This window comes from Nocardiopsis sp. iso_186 (assembly GCF_056173365.1).
Window position 1 is genome coordinate 4467436 of record NZ_CM149670.1, and the last position, 24088, is coordinate 4491523.

General features: G+C 66.3%; 22 protein-coding genes. 15 read left to right on the top strand and 7 right to left on the bottom strand.

The genetic code is table 11. The features are described 5' to 3' along the window. Nucleotides 1–115 precede the first annotated feature (115 nt). The 3 genes from AC0VYP_RS19610 to AC0VYP_RS19620 all read right to left on the bottom strand — a co-directional run bounded on the left by AC0VYP_RS19610 (nucleotide 116) and on the right by AC0VYP_RS19620 (nucleotide 2873). Entirely contained in the window at nucleotides 116–1306 is a 1191-nt protein-coding gene (locus AC0VYP_RS19610) for a pyridoxal phosphate-dependent aminotransferase (RefSeq protein ID WP_475471162.1), read from the bottom strand. A gap of 88 nt (nucleotides 1307–1394) precedes the next feature. Continuing rightward, nucleotides 1395–1775, bottom strand: a complete 381-nt coding sequence (locus tag AC0VYP_RS19615; RefSeq protein WP_285757531.1) for a BlaI/MecI/CopY family transcriptional regulator — start codon at nucleotides 1773–1775, stop codon at nucleotides 1395–1397. A 192-nt stretch (nucleotides 1776–1967) separates the two neighbouring features. Further along, nucleotides 1968–2873 (bottom strand): SDR family oxidoreductase, encoded by a 906-nt coding sequence (locus tag AC0VYP_RS19620; protein WP_285757532.1) that lies wholly within the window; start codon nucleotides 2871–2873, stop codon nucleotides 1968–1970. A 287-nt stretch (nucleotides 2874–3160) separates the two neighbouring features. Here AC0VYP_RS19620 and AC0VYP_RS19625 point away from each other — a divergent pair, with 287 nt between their 5' ends. The 4 genes from AC0VYP_RS19625 to AC0VYP_RS19640 all read left to right on the top strand — a co-directional run bounded on the left by AC0VYP_RS19625 (nucleotide 3161) and on the right by AC0VYP_RS19640 (nucleotide 10721). After that, nucleotides 3161–4207, top strand: coding sequence for an NAD(P)H-dependent amine dehydrogenase family protein (locus AC0VYP_RS19625; RefSeq protein WP_285757533.1), 1047 nt, complete (start codon nucleotides 3161–3163; stop codon nucleotides 4205–4207). Nucleotides 4208–4756: 549 nt separating this feature from the next. Next, nucleotides 4757–8458, top strand: a complete 3702-nt coding sequence (locus AC0VYP_RS19630) for a multifunctional oxoglutarate decarboxylase/oxoglutarate dehydrogenase thiamine pyrophosphate-binding subunit/dihydrolipoyllysine-residue succinyltransferase subunit (protein ID WP_475471163.1) — start codon at nucleotides 4757–4759, stop codon at nucleotides 8456–8458. 323 nt (nucleotides 8459–8781) lie between these two features. Further along, a complete protein-coding gene (locus tag AC0VYP_RS19635) occupies nucleotides 8782–9639 on the top strand; it encodes a DUF4097 family beta strand repeat-containing protein (RefSeq protein WP_475471165.1) in 858 nt (285 codons plus the stop codon). Next, on the top strand, nucleotides 9636–10721 hold the full coding sequence (locus AC0VYP_RS19640; protein ID WP_475471167.1) for a PadR family transcriptional regulator: 1086 nt from the start codon (nucleotides 9636–9638) through the stop codon (nucleotides 10719–10721). The genes AC0VYP_RS19635 and AC0VYP_RS19640 overlap by 4 nt, the downstream gene beginning before the upstream one ends. A 238-nt stretch (nucleotides 10722–10959) precedes the next feature. On the opposite strand, the gene AC0VYP_RS19645 is transcribed toward AC0VYP_RS19640, so the two are convergent. Continuing rightward, nucleotides 10960–11412: an ATP-binding protein gene (locus tag AC0VYP_RS19645; RefSeq protein ID WP_475471169.1), complete on the bottom strand. Its 453-nt coding sequence runs from the start codon at nucleotides 11410–11412 to the stop codon at nucleotides 10960–10962. A gap of 197 nt (nucleotides 11413–11609) precedes the next feature. On the opposite strand from AC0VYP_RS19645, the gene AC0VYP_RS19650 reads away from it, so the two are divergent. Together AC0VYP_RS19650 and AC0VYP_RS19655 are read left to right on the top strand one after the other, a co-directional pair. Continuing rightward, the gene (locus AC0VYP_RS19650) at nucleotides 11610–12509 is read left to right on the top strand and encodes a helix-turn-helix domain-containing protein (RefSeq protein WP_285757538.1); all 900 of its coding nucleotides are present in this window, start codon (nucleotides 11610–11612) and stop codon (nucleotides 12507–12509) included. 15 nt (nucleotides 12510–12524) lie between these two features. Beyond that, entirely contained in the window at nucleotides 12525–12725 is a 201-nt protein-coding gene (locus tag AC0VYP_RS19655; RefSeq protein ID WP_285757539.1) for a DUF397 domain-containing protein, read from the top strand. A gap of 150 nt (nucleotides 12726–12875) precedes the next feature. Here the strand turns inward: AC0VYP_RS19655 and AC0VYP_RS19660 are convergent, their stop codons facing one another. Next, on the bottom strand, nucleotides 12876–14054 hold the full coding sequence (locus AC0VYP_RS19660) for an NAD(P)-dependent malic enzyme (protein WP_475471172.1): 1179 nt from the start codon (nucleotides 14052–14054) through the stop codon (nucleotides 12876–12878). Nucleotides 14055–14522: 468 nt separating this feature from the next. On the opposite strand from AC0VYP_RS19660, the gene AC0VYP_RS19665 reads away from it, so the two are divergent. The 6 genes from AC0VYP_RS19665 (at nucleotide 14523) to AC0VYP_RS19690 (ending at nucleotide 19354) form a co-directional block, all read left to right on the top strand. Then, the gene (locus AC0VYP_RS19665; RefSeq protein ID WP_475474302.1) at nucleotides 14523–15365 is read left to right on the top strand and encodes an ABC transporter substrate-binding protein; all 843 of its coding nucleotides are present in this window, start codon (nucleotides 14523–14525) and stop codon (nucleotides 15363–15365) included. A 60-nt stretch (nucleotides 15366–15425) separates the two neighbouring features. Continuing rightward, nucleotides 15426–16337 (top strand): amino acid ABC transporter permease, encoded by a 912-nt coding sequence (locus AC0VYP_RS19670; protein ID WP_285757541.1) that lies wholly within the window; start codon nucleotides 15426–15428, stop codon nucleotides 16335–16337. 51 nt (nucleotides 16338–16388) lie between these two features. Continuing rightward, complete coding sequence (locus AC0VYP_RS19675; RefSeq protein ID WP_285757918.1) at nucleotides 16389–17141, top strand: amino acid ABC transporter ATP-binding protein; 753 nt, start codon at nucleotides 16389–16391, stop codon at nucleotides 17139–17141. A gap of 157 nt (nucleotides 17142–17298) precedes the next feature. After that, nucleotides 17299–17790 (top strand): GNAT family N-acetyltransferase, encoded by a 492-nt coding sequence (locus AC0VYP_RS19680; RefSeq protein WP_285757542.1) that lies wholly within the window; start codon nucleotides 17299–17301, stop codon nucleotides 17788–17790. A gap of 338 nt (nucleotides 17791–18128) precedes the next feature. After that, the gene (locus AC0VYP_RS19685; RefSeq protein WP_475471173.1) at nucleotides 18129–18554 is read left to right on the top strand and encodes an ATP-binding protein; all 426 of its coding nucleotides are present in this window, start codon (nucleotides 18129–18131) and stop codon (nucleotides 18552–18554) included. Then, the gene (locus AC0VYP_RS19690; RefSeq protein ID WP_475471175.1) at nucleotides 18551–19354 is read left to right on the top strand and encodes an RNA polymerase sigma factor SigF; all 804 of its coding nucleotides are present in this window, start codon (nucleotides 18551–18553) and stop codon (nucleotides 19352–19354) included. The genes AC0VYP_RS19685 and AC0VYP_RS19690 overlap by 4 nt, the downstream gene beginning before the upstream one ends. Before the next feature lie 66 nt (nucleotides 19355–19420). Here the strand turns inward: AC0VYP_RS19690 and AC0VYP_RS19695 are convergent, their stop codons facing one another. Next, nucleotides 19421–19834 (bottom strand): hypothetical protein, encoded by a 414-nt coding sequence (locus AC0VYP_RS19695; protein WP_285757545.1) that lies wholly within the window; start codon nucleotides 19832–19834, stop codon nucleotides 19421–19423. A 68-nt stretch (nucleotides 19835–19902) separates the two neighbouring features. Here AC0VYP_RS19695 and AC0VYP_RS19700 point away from each other — a divergent pair, with 68 nt between their 5' ends. Beyond that, entirely contained in the window at nucleotides 19903–20841 is a 939-nt protein-coding gene (locus tag AC0VYP_RS19700) for a diacylglycerol/lipid kinase family protein (protein WP_285757546.1), read from the top strand. A 345-nt stretch (nucleotides 20842–21186) separates the two neighbouring features. Continuing rightward, nucleotides 21187–21450 carry a WhiB family transcriptional regulator gene (locus AC0VYP_RS19705; RefSeq protein WP_285757547.1) on the top strand — a complete coding sequence of 88 codons (264 nt, stop codon included), beginning with the start codon at nucleotides 21187–21189 and terminating at the stop codon, nucleotides 21448–21450. A 145-nt stretch (nucleotides 21451–21595) separates the two neighbouring features. On the opposite strand, the gene AC0VYP_RS19710 is transcribed toward AC0VYP_RS19705, so the two are convergent. After that, a complete protein-coding gene (locus AC0VYP_RS19710; RefSeq protein ID WP_475471177.1) occupies nucleotides 21596–23155 on the bottom strand; it encodes a sensor histidine kinase in 1560 nt (519 codons plus the stop codon). Between the two features lie 164 nt (nucleotides 23156–23319). Here AC0VYP_RS19710 and AC0VYP_RS19715 point away from each other — a divergent pair, with 164 nt between their 5' ends. Next, on the top strand, nucleotides 23320–24060 hold the full coding sequence (locus AC0VYP_RS19715; protein WP_285757549.1) for a GntR family transcriptional regulator: 741 nt from the start codon (nucleotides 23320–23322) through the stop codon (nucleotides 24058–24060). The last annotated feature ends 28 nt before the right edge of the window (nucleotides 24061–24088 follow it).

The following is a 24088-nucleotide window of genomic DNA, read 5'->3' on the forward strand; positions in this document are numbered from 1 at the left end:
AAACGGTTGTCGCCGCACATCATCGCCGACCGGACCGTGGACGGCCGCACCAGCCCCGGCGCGGACCGCCCGGCGCTTCACGACGCGAAGGGCGGCGCACCGGCCCGGCGTGTGGTCAGCCCTGGCTGCGGTCCCCGAAAGCACGGAGCCGACGGGCTGCCTCGTCGAGAATCTCGTCGCGCTTGCAGAATGCGAATCGGACCAGGTGACGACCCTCGTCCTCGTTGGCGTAGAAAACCTGCGCGGGCACTGCCGCCACCCCGGTCAGCCGGGGCAGAGCACGAGCGAGGTTGACACCGTCGCTGTGCCCCAGTGGGCGGATGTCGGCCATCAGGAAGTAGGTGCCTTGCGGGTTCGACACCTGGAAACCCGCTTCGGTGAGCCCTGCTGCCAAGCGGTCGCGCTTGTCCTGGAGCGCGTCCCGTTGCGTGCGCACCCAGCCCTGCTCGTCACGCAGCGCATCGGCCAACGCGAGTTGGAGCGCGCCGTTGGCGCTGAAGGTGAGGAACTGGTTGACGGTCTGGACCGCCCGCACGAGTGGGCGGGGCCCCATCACCCAACCGGTCTTCCATGCGGTGACGGAGAAGGTCTTGCCCGCGGAGGACACGGTCAGGGTGCGCTCGGCCATACCGGGCTGAGCGGCCAACGGTACGTGCACGGTCCCGTCGAAGACGAGGTGTTCGTAGACCTCGTCGGCCAGTGCGATGACGTCGTTGTCCCGGCAGACCTCCGCGATGATCGCGAGTTCGTCGGGGGTGAACACCGTGCCGGTGGGGTTGTGCGGGGTGTTGACGATGATCATCCGGGTACGCGGGGTCACCGCGGCGCGCAACTCGTCCGGGTCGAAGGTGAACCGGGCGTTCGGCCCGGAACCGCTGGGACGCAGTGTGACCGGGCGGCGTACCCCCTGGGCAAGGGCGATGACCCCCGAATAGGAATCGTACATAGGCTCGAACAGTACGACCTCGTCGCCCGGTTCGACCAGGCTCAGCACCCCCGCGGCTATCCCTGCTGTCGCGCCCACGGTGATGTAGACCTCGGTCTCGGGGTCGAGGTCGATGCCGTAGCGGGCCTTGCGATCCTCGGCGACAGCGGTGCGCAACTCGATCCGGCCGGGCCCCGGGGGATACTGGTTCACCCCTTGGCCGATCCAGTGGGCCGCCCCCGCGAGCAGTGACGGCGGTCCGTCCGTGTCGGGAAAGCCCTGCCCTAGGTTGATGGCGTCGGTCTCATTGGCCAGGCGGGTCATCTCCGCGAAGATCGTCTCCCCGAAGCCACCCATTCGCGATATCAGAGGTTCATCCACACCGCACACCCTAGACCGCTCGCCCCGACCGGGCGAAGAACAACCGGGTCTTCTCCTCACTTACGGGAAGAGGGAGGAGAAGACCCGGTCACGATGCGATGCCGCGGCGGGTACGCGCCTCCGCGAGTACATCATGCAGGCGCGCAACCTCCTCGTCGCTGAACTGTTCGATGAAGCGGAGCATCGTCGCCCCGCGGTCCCCGCCTTGGTCCAGTATCTGGCCCATCACCCGCGCTGTGTGCTCCTCCCGGCTCTCCCGGGGCCAGTAGCACCAGGCACGACCGGACTTCTCCCGGTGCAGCAGCCCCTTGTGGAACAAGATATTGGTGACGGTCATGACTGTCGTGTAGGCGATGTCGCGGTCATAGGTCATGGTCTCCCGGACCTCGCGGACCACCAACGCCCGGTCGGCTGCCCACAGGGCGTCCATGATGGCGGCCTCCAGTTCGCCGAACTCCCTAACCTTCACCCTCCCACCTCCGGTCCCCAATGCTAGGAACGGAGGTGGGGCTTCGGGGCGAAATGCGACCAGCCGAACCGATCCGCAGTCACCAACCCGCGGGGCTAACCGATTCGCCACCAAAAACAGGGACAGGGCGGTTTTTTCGGTAGAAATAAAGCCGTTTCCACGGCCTATGGACAGCAGCCAGGAGGCTCGGGGCTAGAGCAGATCCCGGAAGTGCACCTCGGTCTGCTCGGCGAGGTTGCGCGGGATGACGTACGGGCGCTCGGCGTTGATGTCGGGCCAGTTGTCATGGACGTCCTCGGGCGTCGCGTCGCGCAGGACCACACCGGGCCCTTCGGCCACGAACACCCTGGCAACCCTGCCGCCGCCCACCGAGTACACCTCTCCGGTGGTGTCGCAGTCCTCGTGCGCCAACCACAGGACGAGTGGCGTGACCTGTTCCGGGCTGAGCTTCGCGGCGGCGTCGGCCGGGAAGAGGTCCTCGGTCATGCGGGTGTAGGCCACCGGGGCGATGGCGTTGACGTTGATGTCGTATTTGGCGCCCTCGATGGCCAGGGTCTTGGTCAGCCCGACCACGCCCATCTTCGCCGCCGCGTAATTGCTCTGCCCGAAGTTGCCGAACAGCCCCGAAGGCGAGGTGGTGTTGATGATACGGCCGTAACCGTGCTCGCGCAGGTCGGCGAAGGCCGCCCTCGACACCAGGAAAGAACCGCGCAGATGGACGCCGATGACGGCATCCCAGTCCTCGGCCGAGATGTTCTTGAAGGACTTGTCCCTCAGGATGCCCGCGTTGTTGACCACGACGTCTACCCGGCCGAACGCCTCATTGGCGGCGTCGATGAGCGACTGCGCGCCTTCCTCGGTGGAGATGTCACCGACGTGGGCGTGGGCGACTCCCCCGTTCTCCCGGATCTGCTCGGCGACCGCTGACGCAGGGTTGCCCGCGCCGGCGCCCTCGGCTCTGCCGTCCACCCTGCCACCCGCGTCGTTGACCACCACCTTCGCGCCGCGCGCTGCGAATCCGAGGGCGTGCGACCGGCCCAGTCCCTGCCCGGCCCCGGTGACGACGACAACCCGCCCGTCGAACCGCAGATCAACCATGTTTTTCCTCCTCAACGACCGGACTGACCCGCCCGCCCGGGGGGTGTACCGGACGCGACGGTCCAGAACTACCTACCCCATCTGGACGCACATGCGCCAATCGGCCGTGCCGACTGCCCCCGAATCGACACCAACTGCGATTACACGCGGCCACCTCCTGTGTTCTCGGAGCAGCCATTGGTAGATTCGACAACTGTCAACCAACCCGCCCGATAGTCGCCGCTCAGACCGCACAGTGATGCTGCCGGACCGCTCTGGCAGCACGCCAACCTGGACGGAGACCGGACGTGCCGATCCGTGTCATTCAGTGGGCCACGGGCTCCGTCGGGGGCGCGGCTCTGCGTACCCTGCTCAGCCGGACGGAATTCGAACTGGCCGGTGTGTACGTCCATTCCCCGGCGAAGGCAGGACGTGACGCAGGGGAGATCGCCGGGCTTCCCGACACGGGGATCCGTGCCACCGACGATCCTGAAGAAATCCTGGCGTTGGACGCCGACTGCGTCACGCACATGCCGCTGCCCTCCGCCTACTTCACCGACGACCCCGACCGCGATACGCGCGTCATCTGCGCGCTGCTGGCGTCGGGCAAGAACGTCGTGACCACAACAGGGTTCAGCCACCCCCGCACGCAGAGCCCTGAGCTGGTCCAGCGGTTGGAGGAGGCGTGCGCCCGCGGAAAGACGTCGCTGTACGGCGCCGGGATCAACCCCGGTTTCATGTCCCAGGTGCTGCCGCTGGCCCTCACCGGTCTGGGAGCACGAATCGACCACGTCTACCTGCGCGAGTGCTCGGATTTCGCCGGCAATCCCTCTCGTGCCGTGGTCACCGGGACCATGGGGCTGGGCCGCTCACCGGGTGACTACCGCCAGATGATCCGGCCGTTTCGCGCCTTCCAGGAGCAGTCCTTCGCCGAGAGCATCCACCTGGTGGCCGAGGGCCTGGGGCTGCGCCTGGACGATGTGGAGGCCCGCGACGAGATCGCCGCTGCCACGTCCGCGTTCGACGTCGCCGCCGGTTCGATCCCTGCCGGTGCTGTTGCGGCCTCGCGCTGGACCTTCAGCGCCACCATCGAGGGCCGCCCGGTGATCGACATGGAGTGCGTCTACAAAAGCGACTCCGCCCAGCTCCTGCCATGGGGGGACCCAGGGGTGGTTCTGCGCGTCCAGGGACACCCCGAATACGTGGTGCGGGTCGAGGAGTTCAGCAACGGGCTGGTCGGCGCGGCTGCCTATACCGTCAATGCCATCCCAGCCGTCTGTGCGGCGGCACCGGGGATCCGCACCTGTCTGGACCTACCGCTCATCACCGGGCGGGGCGCGGTCCGGTTGGGGTGACGGCCGCTCCCTGGACGGTCCTCCGGGTTGGCGCGGTCGTGGCCGCCTCGATGACGGGCGCACCGAGGGAGTCCTTGGACACACCTGAGGCGCAGAAATGCCTCGCGGCGAGCAGCCGTAAGCGGGTGGACGTGCTCATGACCGTCGAACGGGTCGTGAGCTGGGATCACAGCAAGCTCTAGGTTCTTGGTGGAAGCATGGGACGACGCGCCCGGGCCGCAGCGAGGATTTTTGTGGCGCACACCAGGATTGATCCTGCCCAGAACTGGGCATGGTGGGCCGCACAAGCCGTCGAGAATGATCGAATCCCGAGGTCACGACGGCGCATCCGATACAACTACCGCACTTTTTTGTGAATAAATGTTAGGTATATCCCAGTCCAGTACGGGGCCGGGGTCCACATCCGAACGCCTGGACAAGTAGCCTGTTACCACGAGATGGCTGGCCGGGCGTGTTCTCAATAGCGGCCAAGTGGACCCGTTGTGCCCTGTGCGTGGCTGTCTCACCATCACATTCACAAGCGAGCAGCGGAAGAGGGCGATCTCCGCCGTGTCGTCTGAGGCGTCTCAACCCCTGACAGATTTCGGCCCGAACGAGTGGCTGGTTGACGAGCTTTACCAGAAGTACCTTCGCGACCCGAACTCGGTTGACAAGGCATGGTGGAATTTCTTCGCGGACTACAAGTCCGGATCCGCCGCCGCCAACGGAGCCAGTGCTCCGTCAACGGGTGGAAAGTCCGGTGAGAGCGCTGCCCGCAGCGCCACCGAGGCATCCACCAAGCCGGTGTCCCCGGCACCCGACCCGGCCAAGGCCGCGTCGGCTTCCCCCAAGAGCACGGCGAACGCGTCCGACAACTCCAGCGCAGAGCTGGACCCGGACAACCCCCTCGCCGTCAGCGAGGAGCGGCTGCGCGGCGCGTCCGCGCGCACGGCCACCAACATGGAGAGCAGTCTCACCCTTCCCACGGCCACGAGCGTGCGCGCGGTTCCGGTGAAGCTGCTGTTCGACAACCGCACGGTCATCAACAACCATCTCCGCCGCGGCCGCGGCGGAAAGATCTCCTTCACGCACCTCATCGGCTACGCCATGATCAAGGCGCTCAAGTCGATGCCGGAGATGAACTACTCCTACACCGAGATCGGCGGCAAGCCCGGCATCGCCAGGCCCCTGCACGTCAACTTCGGTCTGGCGATCGACCTGGCGAAGCCCGACGGGACCCGTCAGCTCGTGGTGCCCAGCATCAAGAGCGCCGAGTCGATGGACTTCAAGGAGTTCTGGACCGGCTACGAGGACATCGTCCGCAAGGCCCGCAACAACAAGCTGGGGGTGCCCGACTTCCAGGGCACGACCATCAGCCTCACCAACCCAGGCGGTATCGGCACCGTGCACTCGGTTCCGCGCCTGATGCCCGGACAGGGCGCCATCCTGGGCGTGGGCGCGATGGAGTACCCGGCGGAGTTCCAGGGCGCCTCCCCGGAGACCCTGAACAAGCTGGCCGTCAGCAAGGTCATGACGCTCACCTCGACCTATGACCACCGCATCATCCAGGGTGCGCAGTCGGGGGAGTTCCTGCGGACCATCCACCGTCTGCTGCTGGGCGAGGAAGGTTTCTTCGACGAGATCTTCGAGTCGCTGCGCATCCCGTACGAGCCCGTGCGGTGGGTGCAGGACATCTCGATCAGCCACAGCAACCAGGTGGACAAGGCCAGCCGGGTCCAGGAGCTCATCCACGCTTACCGCGTGCGCGGGCATCTGATGGCCGACACCGACCCGCTGGAGTACACCCAGCGCCGCCACCCCGACCTGGACGTCCTCGAACACGGCCTCACGCTGTGGGACCTGGACCGCGAGTTCCCCACCGGTGGTTTCGGCGGCAAGCAGGTCATGAAGCTCCGGGACATCCTGGGCGTGCTGCGCGATACCTACTGCAGGACGGTAGGCATCGAGTACATGCACATCCAGAGCCCCGAGGAGCGCGAGTGGATCCAGGCGCACGTCGAGCGTGACCACGAGAAGGTCAACCGCGACGAGCAGCTGCACACGCTGCGCCGCCTGAACAGCGCCGAGGCGTTCGAGACGTTCCTACAGACCAAGTTCGTGGGACAGAAGCGCTTCTCCCTCGAAGGCGGAGAGTCGCTGATCCCGCTCCTCGACGGCGTGATCAGCAAGGCGGCGAAAGCCGAGCTGGACGAGGTCGTCATCGGCATGGCCCACCGCGGCCGGCTGAACGTGCTCGCCAACATCTGCGGCAAGTCCTACGGGCAGATTTTCGGTGAGTTCGAGGGCAACCTCGACCCGCGCAGCGCGCACGGCTCGGGCGACGTGAAGTACCACCTCGGTACCGAGGGCACCTTCACAACCGCCGAGGGCGAGAAGATCGCGATCTCGCTGGCTGCCAACCCCAGCCACCTGGAGACCGTCAACCCGGTCGCAGAGGGCATCGTCCGCGCCAAGCAGGACGTGCTGGACAAGGGGCCCAACGGCTTCACCGTCCTGCCGGTCCTGATCCACGGCGACGCGGCGTTCGCCGGCCAGGGGGTGGTCGCCGAGACCCTGAACCTGTCGCAGCTGCGGGGCTACCGCACCGGTGGCACGGTGCACGTCATCGTGAACAACCAGGTCGGGTTCACCACCTCGCCCACCGACAGCCGTTCCAGCGTCTACGCCACCGACGTCGCCCGCATGGTGCAGGCGCCGATCTTCCACGTGAACGGGGACGACCCCGAGGCCGTGGTCCGAGTCGCACAACTGGCGTTCGCCTACCGGCAGACGTTCAACAAGGACGTGGTGATCGACCTCGTCTGCTACCGGCGCCGTGGCCACAACGAGGCCGACAACCCCTCGTTCACCCAGCCGCTGATGTACGACGTGATCGACGCCAAGCGCTCGACCCGCAAGCTCTACACGGAGTCGCTGATCGGCCGGGGCGACATCTCGGTCGAGGAGGCCGAGCAGGCGCTGCGCGACTACCAGCAGCAGCTGGAGCGCGCCTTCACCGAGACCCGCGAGGCCGGCCGCAAGCCGGTCGAGCCGGGCGCGGTGATCAAGCCCGAGGTGTTCAACGAGGGTCGGGTCAACCACTCGACGGTCGAGACGGCCATCTCCGAGGAGACCGTCAAGCGCGTGGTGGAGACGCAGACCTCGCTGCCCGAGGGCTTCACTCCGCACCCGCGCCTGCTACCCCAGTTGCAGCGACGCGCGCAAATGGTCGAAGAGGACAAGATCGACTGGGCGTTCGGCGAAACGCTGGCATTCGGTTCGCTCCTCATCGACGACCACCCGGTCCGCCTTGTCGGTCAGGACAGCCGGCGAGGCACCTTCGGTCAGCGCCACGCGGCCCTCGTCAACCGGGAGACCGGCGACGTGCACACCCCGCTGAAGGCATTCGACAAGGGGACCTCGAAGTTCTACGTGCACGACTCGCTGCTGAGCGAGTACGCGGCACTGGGCTTCGAGTACGGCTACTCGGTGATCCGTCCCAACGCCCTGGTGGCGTGGGAGGCGCAGTTCGGCGACTTCGTCAACGGCGCACAGACGATCATCGACGAGTACATCAGCTCGGGTGAACAGAAGTGGGGCCAGCGCTCCAGCGTCACGCTGCTGCTGCCGCACGGCTACGAGGGGCAGGGGCCCGACCACTCCTCCGCACGCATTGAGCGCTTCCTGCAGATGTGTGCGCAGGAGAACATGACGGTCTCGATGCCGAGCACCCCGGCGAACTACTTCCACCTGCTGCGCTGGCAAGTGAAGTCGCCGTATCAGCGTCCGCTGGTGGTCTTCACACCCAAGTCGATGCTGCGGCTGAAGGCAGCGGTTTCGGCCGCGTCGGACTTCACATCCGGCTCGTTCCAACCGCTGATCCCCGACAACAGCGGGATCTCCCCCGAGGACGTGCGCCGTGTGGTGCTGTGCTCGGGCAAGGTCTACTACGACCTCGACGGCGCGCGTAAGCGTACCGGGGACAAGCACACCGCGATCGTGCGCGTGGAGCGGCTCTACCCGCTGCCGATCGAGGAGATCCGCCAGCAACTCCGGGCCTTCCCCAACGCGGGCGAGGTCCTGTGGGTGCAGGAGGAACCGGCGAACATGGGTCCGTGGCCCTTCGTCGCGCTGGTCTTCTCCGAGCAGTTGGACCGGCCGTTCACCCGGGTGTCGCGGTCGGCGAGTTCCTCGCCCGCGGCAGGCTCGGCCAAGCGGCACGAAGTAGAGCAGCAAGCCCTGGTCAACACGGTTTTTCCGCCGGCAGACTAGGGACAGGCACACGGGGTCGATGAGTGGGCGGGCCGCATGGACGGTCCACCCGGGCAGCACGAGCGACCTCTGATCGGGCCCCGGCCGTTTGGCCGGGGCCTTTTCGCGTCCAAGGACGTGACTGCGGAATCGGCTGGGTACGGATAAGGAGAGGCCCTCCCCAGCCGGCCCGGACCGGCTGGTCCCGGAGTGGTGGCGGGGGCTCCCCTAGGGGAAGACCGGAAAACTGCGCGCAACACCCCCGGTATTTCGCGACATATCTTGAGTCTTGACCGATCGCGACATAACGTGTTCTCACGGAGTCAAATTCGAAGGGAACCGCGATGGCACGATGGACCATCGACCAGCCGACCACCCGCACGCTCGAAGGAATCGTGGCGCTGCGGATACGCATCATCGGCGGTCATGTGAATGTCCTGCCCACAGACGACCCGGTGACCTTCGAGGTCTCCGACATCCAGGGTGAGCCGGTACTGGTCACTCAGGAAGCGGGGATCCTCACGGTCACCTACGACGACCTCACCCGCAGCGGGCTGATGGACCGGTTGCGTCCGGTCCAGCTGTCGGGGTACCGCGGAATGGGGAAGAGGTCCGCGACCGTCAGCCTCCGGGTGCCCCGCGACTGTCCGGTGGAGATCACCACTGCTTCGGCATCGATCGTGGCCGCCGGACTCACCGCCAGGACCCAACTGCGCAGTGCGTCGGGCGACGTCACCCTGGACGGTCTGGGCGGCTCGATCGACGTCAACACGGTCTCCGGCAACCTGGAGGCCAGAGACCTCAACGGCAAGCTCACCTTCAACAGTGTGAGCGGTCACCTGGAAGTAGCGGGGGGGCGGTTCGCCCACTTCGCGGGAAAGACCGCCTCGGGCCGGCTGCTCGCTGACGTGGATCTGGGGCCGGCCGCACGCGTCCGCCTCGGCTCGATCTCCGGTTCCGTGGCACTGCGCATCCCGGCGGGAACGAGCGCCGACGTGGATCTGCGTTCGGCGACCGGCGAGCTGGACTCCGAGTTCGGCCTGGACCGGCGAAGCATGCGCGGCCGCAACCACCTCAGCGGGAAGATCGGCGGCGGAGTCAACCCGGCGAACATCCAGACCACGACCGTGTCGGGCGCGGTGAACTTGTTGAGGCGCGCAAGTGACGCCCCGGCCGCGATCCCTAGGGGGGATGACGCATGAGCACCATATTCGGCCACGGCAGGCTCCGGCTCTACCTGTTGAAGCTGCTGGACGAGAGCCCCAAGCACGGCTACGAGATCATCAGCCTGCTGCGGGACCGGTTCTTGGGCGTCTACTCCCCTTCTCCCGGCACCATCTACCCCCGGCTCGCCCGGTTGGAGGAGGAGGGTCTGGTCACGCACGAGGAGGTGAACGGACGCAAGGTCTACAGCCTCACCGACAAGGGACGCGAGGAACTGAACAAGCGCACCGTGGACCTCGACGAGCTTGAACGCGAGATCACCGAGTCGGTGCGCGATGTGGCCCGTACCGTACAGCGAGACGTCCGGGACACCATCAGTCACCTGCGCGAGGAGCTCAAGTTCGCGGCCGGTGGGACGAGACGCACCACCAAGGCCAAGGCCGAGGAGAAGGAACGGGGCTCTTCCCCTGCCGGCGAGGACGTCTGGGGGCAGGCGGCCGGGGAGGAACAGGCGAAGCCGGCCGACGCTCCCCGGGAGGAGCCGACCGACAAGAACCGGGGCTCCTGGTGGAACCGCGACTGGGAGAAGCTCACCCAGGGATTGGGTTGGGGCAATACCTGGCCCAAAGGGGGCGGGACGGGCGACCGTCCCGACTTCGAACGGACGCTGCACGACTTCGGCGACCGCGTCCGCGAGGTCGTCCGTGACGCAGGGCATGTCGGCGAGGCCGCAACCACCGATCTGCGCCGCATCCTCGACGAGACGATCGAGGTCATTCGGCGCGACGCGGCCTCGTGGGGTCCCAAGGACCCGGCGAAGACGACCGGCGAGGCCACCGGAACCGATGGGGAGGAACCTGAGACGGCGCCCGCCCCCGAGGAGCGGTCGGCGAACAAGCAGTCGGAGAAGGGGGACGTCTGGGAGAGGGTCGCGGCAGAGGAGCCTGCGGCCACCACCGACCAGGCGGAAAACGCGCCTTTTGCCCAGCCTCCGAGTGGCGCACCCGTTGAAGGGCAGCCCGCCGAGAAGCCCACGGTGGACGAGAACGGACCAGGGCCTTTCGCCCAGCCTCCAGCCGACACGGGCGACGCGCCCGGGCCGGACAGACGCAACCTCTGATCCACGGATCGAACCGATGGCAGGGGCCGGGACCCGTTCCCGGCCCCTGTCGTGCGGGGAACGGCCGATCCCGGTAGTGGCCGGCTCGTTATTGGGTCGGCCGCAACGGCCACCGTCCCGGACATCGGTGCAGATTCCGCCGACGACTCGACGGAGCCCGGCGACGCGCGCGAAGGGGCCGCAATGGAGACCGAGGTGGTGCGGCCGCGCAATCGGGACATGACCTGGATGCGCACGGTCAGGCGATTGTCATCTCGAACCAGACCTGGCGCCCGAACGATCGGGACGGGCCGGTACCCCAGCAGGTCGCAAGCGTTTGAACCAGGGCCATTCCACGACCGAACTCAGTGTCGGGGTCGAGTTCGCGCACCGTAGGGCACTGGGCGGCGTGTTGACCGCCCTGATCGTGGACGTGGATGGTGACGGTGTCCGCCCCGCGGTACACGCGAACCTTGAGGAACCCTCCGGGTTCACCGCTGAGAGTGTGCTGGATGGCGTTCGCTGCGACTTCACTGACCAGGAGCAGCGCCGTGTCGATGAGGTCCGCGCTGAGCGGAGTGCCGGGACTCTGCCCCAAGGCCTGGTTGACGAAGCCCCTGATCCGGCTGACGTTCTCCTCGGTACCGGGGAACTCTCGCACGGCCGAATGCCCGTCCAGGCCGTCCAGCGCTTCCGGAGAAAACGTGATCATTCAACCACCCTCGGTCATGCGGCCCTTCATGGATATAACGCCGCAGGGTTTGTGGCACCTGGTCGCCATCATCCCCGTCGAGAACTTCGCGTGCAATTGCTTTCACGAATTCCCTCGAACGTTCTTTGCCAACCGCGGCGTGAAGTAGCCTTCTCTCGATCCTGGAGTCGCACCCCCTCGACCAATAAGGAGGATCGGTGGCTGGACGCTATAACCCGAGCGCGAGAAGGCGGCGCCTGGGAGTTGAATTGCGCCGTCTGCGAGAGCACGTCGCAATGACCGGGGAAGAGGCCGCCGAACGGATGTCGTGGTCGGGCAGCAAACTCTCCCGAATCGAGCGGGGCCAGGTATCCACCAACTCCGACGACGTACGGGACCTGCTGGAACTCTATGAAGTAGCCGACCCCGGGATCCGCCAGGCTCTTGTGCTACTGGCCCGCGAATCACGCCGACGCGGGTGGTGGCACGTCTACGGCGATGTGATGCCTGAACGGTTCGATGTCTATTTGGGCCTGGAACCGGAGGCGTGCGCACTACGGTTCTACCATGCACAACTGGTCCCCGGACTGCTTCAGATCGAAGCGTACACACGGGCTCTGCTCGAAGCGCACCCCTCACCGGTTGAACCACGCGAGATCAGCCGCCGCACCGAGCTCCGAATCCGCCGACAGGAGATCCTCACCCACGAGGATCCGCCAGACCTGTGGATCGTTCTGGACGAAGCGGCGATTCACCGCGTAATAGGCGGACCGAACACCATGGCCGAACAACTCCGACATTTGGCGACCTTGAGCCGAATGCAACACATAACTCTACAAGTCTTGCCATTCGATCGGGGAGCACACGCTGGACTAAACGGCGCATTCGACATCCTCGAATTCAGCGAACCGGAAGTTTATGCGCCGAGGCTGGTTCATTTGGAAAACTTGACCAGCAGCCTCTACATCGAAAAGGCTAAAGAAGTGCGGTTCTACACGGTTGCCTTCGAGCACCTGCGTACCGCCGCACTGCGCCCCGAGGAGACTCGGGTGCTCCTGGCCGAGTGCGAAGAACGCATGAGGTCCATGGCAAAGGAGCAGACATACGAAGATGAATGAGGAAGGGAGCGCGGGATGCCCGCGTTTGAAACGGAAGGCGCCCAATGGCGCACGAGCACCTACAGCGGCACCGGAGGGGGGCAGTGCGTGGAAGTCGCGGACACAGGTGACGCCATGGGCGTCCGCGACTCGAAAATCCCTGAAGGCGTCACCCTGAGCTTCCCCGCTGGGGCATGGGCAGTCTTCACCGAGGCCGCCGCCCACGGCGCGCTTTAGGTTCTGTCGCGCGACGAACGGGTGGACCGCGGCATCAGAACGGGGGACGCCCCCTTCCGATGCGACCGCAACGCGGCCGACCCCCTGATGTAAACCGATCCGGAGCGGGCGACCCCTGCTCCGGATCGGTTACGGTGAAGAACCGGATGACTACAGCCGGACAACACCGTCCTTGCGTGCCTGCTCGGCAACGGCCTTGGCAACAGCCGGGACGACACGGGGGTCGAACGGGCTCGGAATGATGTACTCGGGGCTGAGGTCGTCACCCACGAGGTCGGCCAGCGCGTTGGCCGCGGCCAGCTTCATCGCCTCGGTGATGTCGGTTGCCCGGACGTCCAGCGCCCCCCGGAACACCCCGGGAAAGGCCAACACGTTGTTGATCTGGTTGGGGAAGTCGCTGCGCCCGGTCGCCACGACGGCCGCATACCGGCGCGCGACGTCGGGATGCACTTCGGGGTTGGGGTTGGCCATGGCGCAGATGATGGCGTTCTTGGCCATGGTCGCCACGACCGACTCGGGCACCTCCCCGGAAGAGAGGCCGATGAAGACGTCCGCTCCGGCCAACGCGGTCTCGATGGAGCCCTGAAGCCCCGCCTTGTTGCTGATCGCCGCGAGCTCGGCCTTCTGCTCGTTCAGCCCGTCGCGACCGGCGTAGATGAGGCCCTTGCTGTCCGCGACGGCGAGATCTCCGATCCCTGCCTGGATCAGCATCCGCGATACGGCCAGACCGGAGGCACCCGCGCCGGAAACAACCGCCCGCAGGTCGCCGAGTTCACGCCCCGTCACCCGAGCCGCATTGCGCATGGCGGCCAGGGCCACGATGGCTGTGCCGTGCTGGTCGTCGTGGAAAACCGGGATGTCCAGCAGCTCCCGCAGCCGCCGCTCGACCTCGAAGCAGCGCGGAGCGGAGATGTCCTCCAGGTTGATCCCGCCGAAGGACGGTGCCATCCGCGCCACTGTCTCGACGATCTGGTTGACGTCGGTGCAGGCGAGGGCGACGGGGACGGAGTCGAGACCGGAGAACTGCTTGAAAAGCAGAGACTTGCCCTCCATGACCGGCAGGGATGCCTCCGGACCGATGTCGCCCAGACCGAGGACCGCGGTGCCGTCGGTGACAACGGCGACGACCTTGCTCTTCCAGGTGTAGGTGTTGACGAGCTCCGGAGTCTCGGCGATGGCGGAGCAGACGCGGGCCACTCCGGGCGTGTAGGCGAGGGCGAGGCCCTCGTGGTCGGTGATCTCGACGGAGGAGTGGACCTCAAGCTTTCCACCCCTGTGCAGGGCGAATGCCGGATCCTCGTCGAGATGGGAATAGCGGTCGCTGGTCAACTGAAAACCCCTCGATTGTCATGCGCGTTCACGTCGGCCATGACCTGAACGGCCTGCGTTGGAGAAGCAGCGGGCGGAGAAGGGTGCTAGGGGAGGCCAGCCGCATCCGGGTCGATACGAATCGGTGCCGGCGGCCTGTCTCCGCGGTGCTCGTACAAGCGTGGCGCTGCTGGTGTCACGGGGTTGACCCGTTACACAATCATCTCATAACGGTGACCGCAGGCACATGCCGAGTCCGCAACGATGGTCCACCGCGCTATCCGCGCTCAGTCGTTCGTTGTGCGCCGAACCGAGAACACCGGTCAACTCGCCGCACGCGGATGGCAGCCTTATACGCTGGAAAAAGAGGAGACAGACGTGAAGGACCTCTGGAACGCACCGGACCCCGAGGCCCTCCCGGGCCACCGCCCGACAGCCGCTGCTTCCCGGCTCCGTCTCCCCGCGCTGGCCGCCGCGCCATTGGCGTTGATGCTCACGTTGAGCGCCTGCGGTGGCAGCGATGAGGAGCAGGCGCCCGCCGAGCAGGTCGAGGCCGACGACGAACTGGCCGCTCTCGTGCCGGACGACCTCGCCGAGAAGGGCGTCGTCACGATCGGCGTGGAGAGCGCCTACCCGCCCGGCGAGTTCCTGGACACCGACGGTACGACCGTTATCGGCTTCAACGTGGAGCTGTACGACGCCGCCATGGCCAAGCTCGGGCTGACCACCGACTGGCAATCGGCACCGTTCGACGCCATCATCACGGGTGTCACCTCAAACAAGTACGACGTCGGCGTCTCTTCCTTCACCATCAACGCCGAACGGCTTGAGCAGGTGAACATGGTGAGCTACTTCAACGTGGGCACCCAGTGGTTCGGCCTGGCAGGCAACCCCAACGACGTTGACCCCGACGACGCCTGCGGCAAGAGTGTCGCTGTGCAGTCGGGCACGGTGCAGGTCGAGGACATCGAAGCGCGTTCCGAAGCGTGTGAGGAGGACGGCAAGGACCCGATCTCGATCCAGCAGTACGAGGACCAGACGCTGGCCACCAACTCGGTGGTGTCGGGCCAGAACGACGCCAGCCTGGCCGACCTCCCCGTCTCGGGTTACGCCATCAGCCAGACCGGCGACAAGCTGGAGACCTACGGCGAGCAGTACGAGGCCGCCCCCTACGGCGTGGTCGTACCGAAGGACGAGACCGAGCTGGCCGAGGCGGTGCGAGCCGCCTACGCGTCGATCATCGAGGACGGTACTTACGCCGAGATCCTCGACAAGTGGGACATCGCCAACGGCGCCATCGAAACCCCCGAAGTCAACCCGAGCGTTGGATAGTAGACCCCCGTGAGCAACGACCACCCCCGGCCGGCGGAGACCCCGTCGGCCGGGTCATCAATGCCAGAACCGATCAGGGCGATTCCCGTCCGTTATCCGGGACGCTGGGTAGCGTCCGCGTTCATCCTGCTCCTGAGCGCGATGTTCGTGCACATGTTGATCACCAACGAGGTGTTCAACTGGCCGTTCATGTTCGAGAACATGTTCATCGAACCGGTCCTGATCGGCGTGCGAACGACTCTCGTCCTGACCGTGCTGGCCATGGTCATCGGCGTGCTGATCGGCATCATCGTCGCTGTGATGCGCCTGTCGGGCAATCCGGTACTGGCCGGTGTGGGCTGGGTCTACACCTGGTTCTTCCGGGCTGTCCCCCGTCTGGTGCTGTGTGTTCTCTTCGGCAACCTCGGCGTGCTCTACAGCACGATCGACCTGGGACTGCCCTTCGACAATTACTGGATGCCGCTGCTGGGCATGAGCGGCGACGCCCGCTTCCTCAGCTTCGAGACACGCGACATCCTCACCGCTTTCGTCGCGGCGCTTCTGGCTCTTGCCTTGTCCGAGGGCGCCTACATGGCCGAGATCGTGCGGGCCGGCCTGCAGTCGGTGGACAAGGGTCAGACCGAAGCCGCTCAGGCGTTGGGCATGTCGCGGACCAAGGTCCTGCGCCGGATCACCCTGCCCCAGGCGCTGCGAGTGATCGTGCCGCCCACCGGCAACGAGACGACGGCAATGCTCAAGGACACGTCACTGGTGGCCTATGTTCCGCTGACCACCGAGTTGTGGTTCCAGTTGCAGACGGTCGGCAACCGGGTCTTCGACCCGTTCCCGATGCTCGTCGCCGCCTGCATCTGGTACCTGGCCATCACCAGTGTCTTCATGTTCGGTCAGTACTTCCTGGAACGCTCATTCACCAAGGGCGACCGGCAGGCACAGGCGGGGCTGAAGATGTTGCAGGCCAAGACCGGGAACTAGCGGGAGGCGCGAGCAGTGACAGAAGAGAACGCCCCCGCGGCCGATGAGCGCATGGTCGTGGCGGAGAACGTGCACAAGTCCTTCGGCCGGCTGGAGGTCCTGCGCGGAATCGATTTGGAGGTCCGGCGCGGGGAGGTGATGTGCGTGGTGGGCCCTTCCGGATCGGGCAAATCCACGTTCCTGCGCTGTGTCAACCACCTGGAGAAGATCAACGCCGGACGCCTCTGGGTGAACGGCGAACTGATGGGGTACCGGCAGAAGGGCGCCAAGCTCTACGAGTTGCGCGAATCCGAGGTCGCGGCGCAACGGAGGGAGATCGGCATGGTCTTCCAACGCTTCAACCTGTTTCCGCACATGTCGGTCGTGGGCAACGTGATGGAGGCTCCCGTCCAGGTCAGGCGGACACCTCGGGCCGAGGCCAAGGCGACGGCACTTGAACTGCTGGACCGGGTCGGTCTGGCCGACAAGGCGGAGTCCTACCCCGGGCAGTTGTCGGGCGGGCAGCAACAACGGGTGGCGATCGCGCGGGCGCTGGCGATGAGCCCGTCTCTGATGCTGTTCGACGAGCCCACCAGTGCGCTGGACCCCGAACTCGTCGGTGAGGTCCTCGATGTGATGAAGGACCTCGCCCGCGACGGCATGACCATGGTCGTGGTGACCCACGAGATGGGGTTCGCCCGCGAGGTGGGCGACTCCCTGGTGTTCATGGACGGCGGCGTGGTCGTGGAGTCGGGCGAGCCCCGGGAAGTACTCACCAACCCGCAGCACGAACGGACCAAGGCGTTTTTGTCGAAGGTCTTCTGAACGGGCCTCGCCGTTCGGCCTCTCAACGGCCGTGGACCACCCGCCCCATGGGTGGACCACGGCCGTCCTCCGTGCGGAGCTCCTGAGCAAGCGAAGGACCACTGGGCTAGCGTGACCGGCGGAAGTATTCGTTTTCGTCCGCAGTAGTGAGGCACCCGTGATCCGCTTTGCCCGCCCCGATGACGTCCCCGTTATCCACCAGCTCGTCCGCGATCTCGCGGAGTACGAGAAAGAGCCCGATGCCGCCGTGGCCACCGAGGCGGACTTCACGGCTGCCCTCTTCGGGGAGCATCCTGCGGCTTTCGCCCACATCGCCGAACACACCGAGGCCGACGGCACTGTCGTAGCGGCCGGTTTCGCGCTGTGGTTCCGCAACTTCTCCACCTGGACGGGCAAGCACGGGATCTACCTGGAGGACCTGTACGTGCGTCCCGAAATGCGCGGCCACGGCTACGGCAAGGCCCTGCTTGCGGAACTGGCCCGGACCTGCGTCGAGCGGGGCTACCAGCGTCTGGAGTGGTCGGTGCTGGACTGGAATCGACCGTCCATCGACTTCTACGACAGCCTGGGCGCCGTACCGATGAAGGGGTGGACGGTGTACCGGCTGCACGGTGCCGCGCTCGACGGGCTGGGACGCGGGGGCAGCTGAGTTCCACACCTGCGGGCCCGGGCACCAACCCCGCAGGGGAAAGCGGCCGTCGTTGCGCTGCACGGGGAGGAGCCGGTGTGTGGCTTCCGGGCGGTTTCGCCGCCAACGGGACCCGAGAGGGGCCGGCAGCGGTTCGACGCGGCCGGCGCCTCTGAAGCGGAGCACCGGGACCGGCGTGTCGGCATCGTCGCGCAGCACCGCACCTGTCCGGTGAGCCGGCCTGGGCAAACACCGCGAGACCACCAAAGCGGGACACGGCTGTGACGCAGGTGCGCGGGACAAGGGGTTAACAGGATAGATTGCTCCCAAGCGCCAATCTCGCTTCCCTAAGGAGGGACGTGACCGAAGACACCGCTGTGCCGACGGCAGACGCGATGGGTGTACGGGATGCGGTAACCGTTCGCATGCCCGCAGACAGCGCCTATCTGTCCGTACTGCGCACGGCAACAGCTGGTCTCGCGGCCAGGCTCGATTTCACTCTCGACGAGATCGAAGATCTCCGCATCGGAGTGGACGAGGCGTGCGCGATGTTGCTGTCGCAGGCGCTGCCCGGCACTGACTTGACCACCGAATTCGAACTCACCGGTGACGGCATGCGCATCAGCGTGTCGGTTCTGACCGCGGACGGCAGGCTCCCGGCCCGTGACACCTTCGCCTGGACGGTTCTCTCCGCCCTGGCCGGCGACGTCAACGCCGCGGTCGGCCCTGACGACCGGGTTTCCATCGTCCTGCACAAACGCCGCGACGTGGTGGAGTCGGCGTGAGCGAGAGGGGGCCCGCTCTGACGGCGAAAGCAGAGCATTCAACGCCTGACCGGGCCCGTGCGCGTGCGTTGTTCGAGCAGCTGAACGGGCTGGACGTCAACGCGCCCGAGCGCCAACGCATCCGCGACGAGCTGGTGGAGCTGCACCTGCCGTTGGTGGAGTACCTCGCGCGGCGGTTCCGCAATCGCGGTGAGTGGCTCGACGACCTCACCCAAGTGGCCACGATCGGGCTGATCAAGTCCATCGACCGCTTCGATCTGGGGCGCGGCGTGGAGTTCTCCACTTACGCGACCCCCACGATCGTCGGTGAGATCAAGAGGCACTTCCGCGACAAGGGCTGGGCGGTGCGGGTCCCGCGTCGCCTCCAGGAGCTCAAACTGTCGCTGACCAAGGCAGTGGGCGAGCTGTCCCAGCGTCAAGGGCGCGCACCCACGGTCGCGGAGCTGGCCGAGTACCTGCGGATGACCGAGGAAGAGGTCCTGGAGGGCCTGGAGTCGGCGAACGCCTACTCCACGGTCTCTCTGGACGCTCCCGACAGTGGCGACGAGGACGCCCCCGCGGTTGCCGACTCGCTCGGGATCGTGGACGAGTCCCTTGAAGGAGTCGAGTACCGCGAGTCCCTCAAGCCGCTGCTGGAACAGCTTCCTCCGCGGGAAAAGCGCATCCTGCTACTGCGCTTCTTCGGCAATATGACCCAGTCGCAGATCGCCACGGAGCTGGGCATCTCGCAGATGCACGTCTCCAGGCTGCTGGCCAGGACCCTCGCCCAGTTGCGCCAGGCACTGACCACCGACGACTGACCACTACGTGTGGCGGCCCGGTCCGACTCGGACCGGGCCGCCACACGTACGGTCGGGATACCCCGGTCAGTCGTTCTTGCGACCGCCCCTTGGCGGTGGGTCCTGGGCTGGAAACAGCGTGGCCGTGGTGGCCGGGGCCAGGACCGCGGCGAGCGCGGCGGCGGCGACACCACCCAGTGCCAGGCTCAGCACGGGCTGCTGGCTGGTCCACAGGTAGTAGGCGACGATCAGCGCGAACAACTGGGTGAGGACCACCGGGCTGCGCGCCCATTCGTGCAGCTCGAAGAGTCCCCAGGCCACATAGCCCAGCGCAGCCGCCGCACCCAGCGCGAAGACCGCCAGGGGCAGGGCGTAGGTGATGTCGGCGCTGTTGCCCATCAGGGCGCTGAACAGGATGAAGACGCCTGAACCCAACAGGGCCAGACCGAGCAGCCCTTCGAGGACGGCCGCGATGACAATGGTGAATGGGCGTCTGGACACGCTTCACTGTAACCGGCGCCGACCGGCCCTGTGGTCAGGCAGTGCGCCATCATCACTACACTGGCGGCGTGCGCGCCCTGTTCATCTCGAATCCGCAGGCCACCACGACCACCTCCCGTTCCCGGGATGTGATCGTGCGGGCCCTCGCAAGCGACGTCTCACTCGAAGTCGTGCAGACGGAGTACCGCAATCACGCCAAGGAGCTGGCGGGAGAAGCGGTGGAAAAGGGCTATGACCTGGTCATCAGCCTTGGCGGAGACGGGACCGTCAACGAGGTGGTCAACGGCATCCTCAGCGCACCGGCCGACTTGCCCCGCCCCGCCTACGCCGCACTCCCGGGCGGCAGCGCGAACGTGTTCATCCGGTCCCTGGGCCTGCCCACCGACCCGATCGAAGCAACCGGCGCGGTACTGGAAGCGCTTCGCAGCGGCTCTCGCCGCGAGGTGGGACTCGGTCAGATCGACGACCCCGAGGACGGTCGCTATTTCACGTTCTGCGCCGGATTCGGATGGGATGCCGACGTGGTGCACGAGGTGGAACGCCAGCGACGGCGCGGCCTTCGCGCCTCTCCTGTGCTCTACGTAGGAATCGCCTTCCAGATGTTCGTGAGGGGTCGGGCCCTGCGCGACCCGTCACTGACCGTGGAGACGCCAGGCCGCAGACCGGTTTCCGACCTGTCCTTTGCGCTGGTGACCAACACGTCGCCCTGGACCTATGCGGGTTCGGTGGCCTTGCGTCCGACGCCGCGCTCCCGGCTGGAGCTGGGCCTGGACGCGTTCGCGATGACCCAGGTGAACCCGGTCCTGGCCGGCAAGATCCTGCGCAAGATGCTCTCCCCGAAGGGCGTGGATCCGCGCGGACGCGGCTACCTCACTTGGCATGACAAGCAGAAGTTCACCATCCGCTCTCAGCGCCCGCGAGCGTTCCAGATCGACGGCGAGTACCTCGGACACCGGGAACAGGTCAATTTCCGATCCATTCCGAAGGCATTACGAATAGTGGGCTGAGAGCGGGCAAACCGGAGATCGTGAGTGCTTGTGACACACGCGACACGCCCGACGCCGGGTTGAGACACCGGACGTACTTGAAAGCTCAGGTTAACCCTGGCACGCTCAAAGTATCGCCGCACGTTACAGGCAGGTTAACGCCTCGATCCGCGGTCAATGGCTGCAACAGGGAAGACTTCCGCGCCCGACAGAGCCATTCGGATCGAACCATAACCAGCCTGTTTCCAAGGGCGCGTAAGCGAAGTCGGGATCGACAACAAGACGGCCCCGAAACAGCGTTTGACTTCGTGAATTCGTTCACAAAGCGCACGCCCCTGATCGCCTCACTGTGAGGAGTGGACCCGCATGGACTGGCGCCACCACGCTGCCTGCCGTGACGAAGACCCCGAACTGTTCTTCCCCATTGGAAACTCCGGGCCGGCACTGACCCAGATCGAAGAAGCCAAAGAGGTGTGTCGGCGCTGTCCGGCGATGAACGCCTGCCTGCAGTGGGCGCTGAGCAGCGGCCAGGACGGAGGCGTCTGGGGCGGTATGAGCGAGGACGAGCGCCGTGCCCTCAAACGCCGTCGCGGCCTGCCCGCGACCAGCAGGGTGCACAGCAGCGTCTGATTCCGACGCGAGGTGGCCGGGATCGTTCACCGGCCACCTTCGACTGGCCGCTGTGGGCCGGGGGATCACGCCGGTCCCCCGCCCTATCGAGCGACAGACCGGCCTCGGAGCCGCCGAGGCCGCACCGGACACGACTGCCTGCCAATCAGGTGTAGGACTGCACTTCGTGATCGACCGGCAGATCCAGCAGCGCCTTGGTCCCTCCGCCCTTCTCAGGGGTGATTTCGAGTCTCCCGGCAAGCTCGCCGGCGATGAGCGTGCGCACGATCTGCAGGCCCAGGCTGCTGGTGGTCTCCAGGTCGAAGCCTTCGGGCAGACCGACCCCGTCGTCGATGATCTCGATCAGCAACCGAGCCGGCGACTTGTCCTCCCCAGGAGCCGGGGGCGGCGCCTCCCGGTGGACCCGCACCTCTATCTTGCCCGGTCCCTGCTTGAGCCCGTGCTCGACGGCGTTCTGGACGAGCTCGGTGAGCACCATCGACAGCGGGGTCGCCACGAGTGCCGACAGCAGGCCGAAGTGCCCGACCCTGCGCGGCACTACGAAAGCGCCGGTGGAGGAGACCTCCGCGGCCATCTCGATGACCCGGTCGGCGATGTCGTCGAAGTTGACGGTCTCGTCGGGCGTGTGCGAGAGCATCTCGTGCACGATGGCGATGGACCCGACCCGGCGGACCGCCTCGTCCAACGCGTCGCGGCCCTCCGGGTTGCTCAGCCTGCGCGACTGGAGCCGGAGCAGCGCGGCCACCGTTTGAAGGTTGTTCTTCACCCGGTGATGGATCTCGCGGATGGTGGCGTCCTTGGTCATCAGCTCGCGCTCGCGGCGGCGCAGTTCGGTGACGTCGCGCACCATGATCAGCGCACCGATCCGGTTCCGGGCGACGACCAAGGGGATGGCGCGCAGCTGGATCGTGGAACCGCGCGCCTCCACCTCGGCCTCTTGAGGAATGCGGCCGCCCGCGGTCCAGTTCAACGACTCGTCCCGGGGATCGGCGACCGCTGACAGCTCGGAGGTGGTGCGAGCGAGCGAGGTACCGACCAGATCAGCGGCGAGACCGAGCCTGCGGTAGGCCGAAAGAGCGTTGGGACTGGCGTAGACGACGCGCCCCTCCTGGTCCAAACGGAGCAGGCCGTCTCCGACCCGGGGGGAGCGCACCATCAACGGTCCCTGGTCGCTGAACGGGAACTCCCCCTCGGCGATCATCTGGGCGAGATCGCTGGCGCTTTGCAGATAGGTGAGTTCCAACCGGCTCGGGGTACGGGCCGAGCTCAGGTTGGTGCTGCGCTGGATCACACCGAGCAGCTGCCCCTTCCTGCGCACAGGGATGGTCTCCTCGCGCACCGGAACCCCACCCGACCAGTCGGGGTCGCCTTCGCGACAGATCCTGCCCTCGCTCCAGGCGCGGTCGATGAGCACTCTCTTCGCCTGCATCTGCGGGCTCGCGCGACCAGCAGTCGTACCCTCGCCGTCGGTGTCGTGGAGGAACTTCTCCACGAGGTCGTCCTGGAAAGCGGTGGGGCCGGTGGTCGGGCGCATCTGGGCGACCGCGACCCACCCGGTGTCGTCGCGCAGACGCACCCACAACACCAGGTCGGCGAAAGACAGGTCGGCGAGTAGCTGCCAGTCGGAGACCAAGGAGTGCAACCACTCCAGGTCGGCCGTCTTGAGCGCCGTATACCTTCTGATGAGATCACTGAGGTGAGGCACTCACAAATCATCCCACGAGTAGAGGCATACTCATTGGATGGGTTTTTCTACCAATGGCCTAGACCAGTTCTGGTCATTGTGGTTGCCCAGGGATGTGCCGGACCTTTGGCACTGCGAAGATGCGGCAAATGCCGGATGGGCGGGAAGCGGTGGAGGAAACCGACGTGACGGGTCAGCGAACACTCGAAGACAGCCCCCGAGTTCCGAAGTATTACCAGGTCAAGAAGCAGCTACTCGCTCTCATCGAGACGATGCCGGCGGGGAACCCGGTGCCACCGGAGCGGGCGTTGGCCACCCAGTTCGGGACCTCTCGGACAACGGTGCGCCAGGCCCTGACCGAGATGGTGGTGGAGGGCAGGCTGCTGCGGATTCAGGGCAAGGGCACGTTCGTCGCGAAGCCAAAGGTTGCCCAGGTTTTGCAATTGACGAGCTACACCCAGGAGATGCGCTCGCACGGCCTGCACCCGGCCACCCGGATCCTGGATGTGAGTTACATCAATGCCGACGACGAGCTGGCCGAACTGTTGGCGATCCGCTCAGGTGGCCGGGTCCTGCGCATCGAACGGCTGCGGCTGGCCAACGGTGAACCGATGGCGGTGGAGACCGCCCATCTGGCTGCCCGCCGCTTCCCCGGCTTACGCCGGCAGTTGGACCGCTACGCCTCGCTCTACGAGGCGCTGGCCAGTGCCTACGATGTGCGCCTGGCCGAGGCCGAGGCCACGATCGAAACCGTGCTCGCCACCCCCAACGAGGCACGGCTGCTCGGCGTGGACGTCGGCCTCCCCTTGGTGCTGCACTGCCAGCACAGCTTCGATGCCGAGGGGCACCCCGTGGAATGGGTTCGCTCGCTGTACCGGGGTGACCGCTACAAGTTCGTCACCCGGTTGCGGCCGCCCCGGGACTAGACCGGGTGTCCTGGGTGTCCGGACCGGT

Excerpts from the sequence above, each read along its gene's own strand:
- AC0VYP_RS19620 (WP_285757532.1), bottom strand. The coding sequence starts at position 2,873 with ATGGTTGATCTGCGGTTCGACGGGCGGGTTGTCGTCGTCACCGGGGCC.
- AC0VYP_RS19635 (WP_475471165.1), top strand. The coding sequence starts at position 8,782 with ATGGCACGATGGACCATCGACCAGCCGACCACCCGCACGCTCGAAGGA.
- AC0VYP_RS19640 (WP_475471167.1), top strand. The coding sequence starts at position 9,636 with ATGAGCACCATATTCGGCCACGGCAGGCTCCGGCTCTACCTGTTGAAG.
- AC0VYP_RS19645 (WP_475471169.1), bottom strand. The coding sequence starts at position 11,412 with ATGATCACGTTTTCTCCGGAAGCGCTGGACGGCCTGGACGGGCATTCG.
- AC0VYP_RS19655 (WP_285757539.1), top strand. The coding sequence starts at position 12,525 with ATGCCCGCGTTTGAAACGGAAGGCGCCCAATGGCGCACGAGCACCTAC.
- AC0VYP_RS19665 (WP_475474302.1), top strand. The coding sequence starts at position 14,523 with ATGCTCACGTTGAGCGCCTGCGGTGGCAGCGATGAGGAGCAGGCGCCC.
- AC0VYP_RS19670 (WP_285757541.1), top strand. The coding sequence starts at position 15,426 with ATGCCAGAACCGATCAGGGCGATTCCCGTCCGTTATCCGGGACGCTGG.
- AC0VYP_RS19675 (WP_285757918.1), top strand. The coding sequence starts at position 16,389 with ATGGTCGTGGCGGAGAACGTGCACAAGTCCTTCGGCCGGCTGGAGGTC.
- AC0VYP_RS19705 (WP_285757547.1), top strand. The coding sequence starts at position 21,187 with ATGGACTGGCGCCACCACGCTGCCTGCCGTGACGAAGACCCCGAACTG.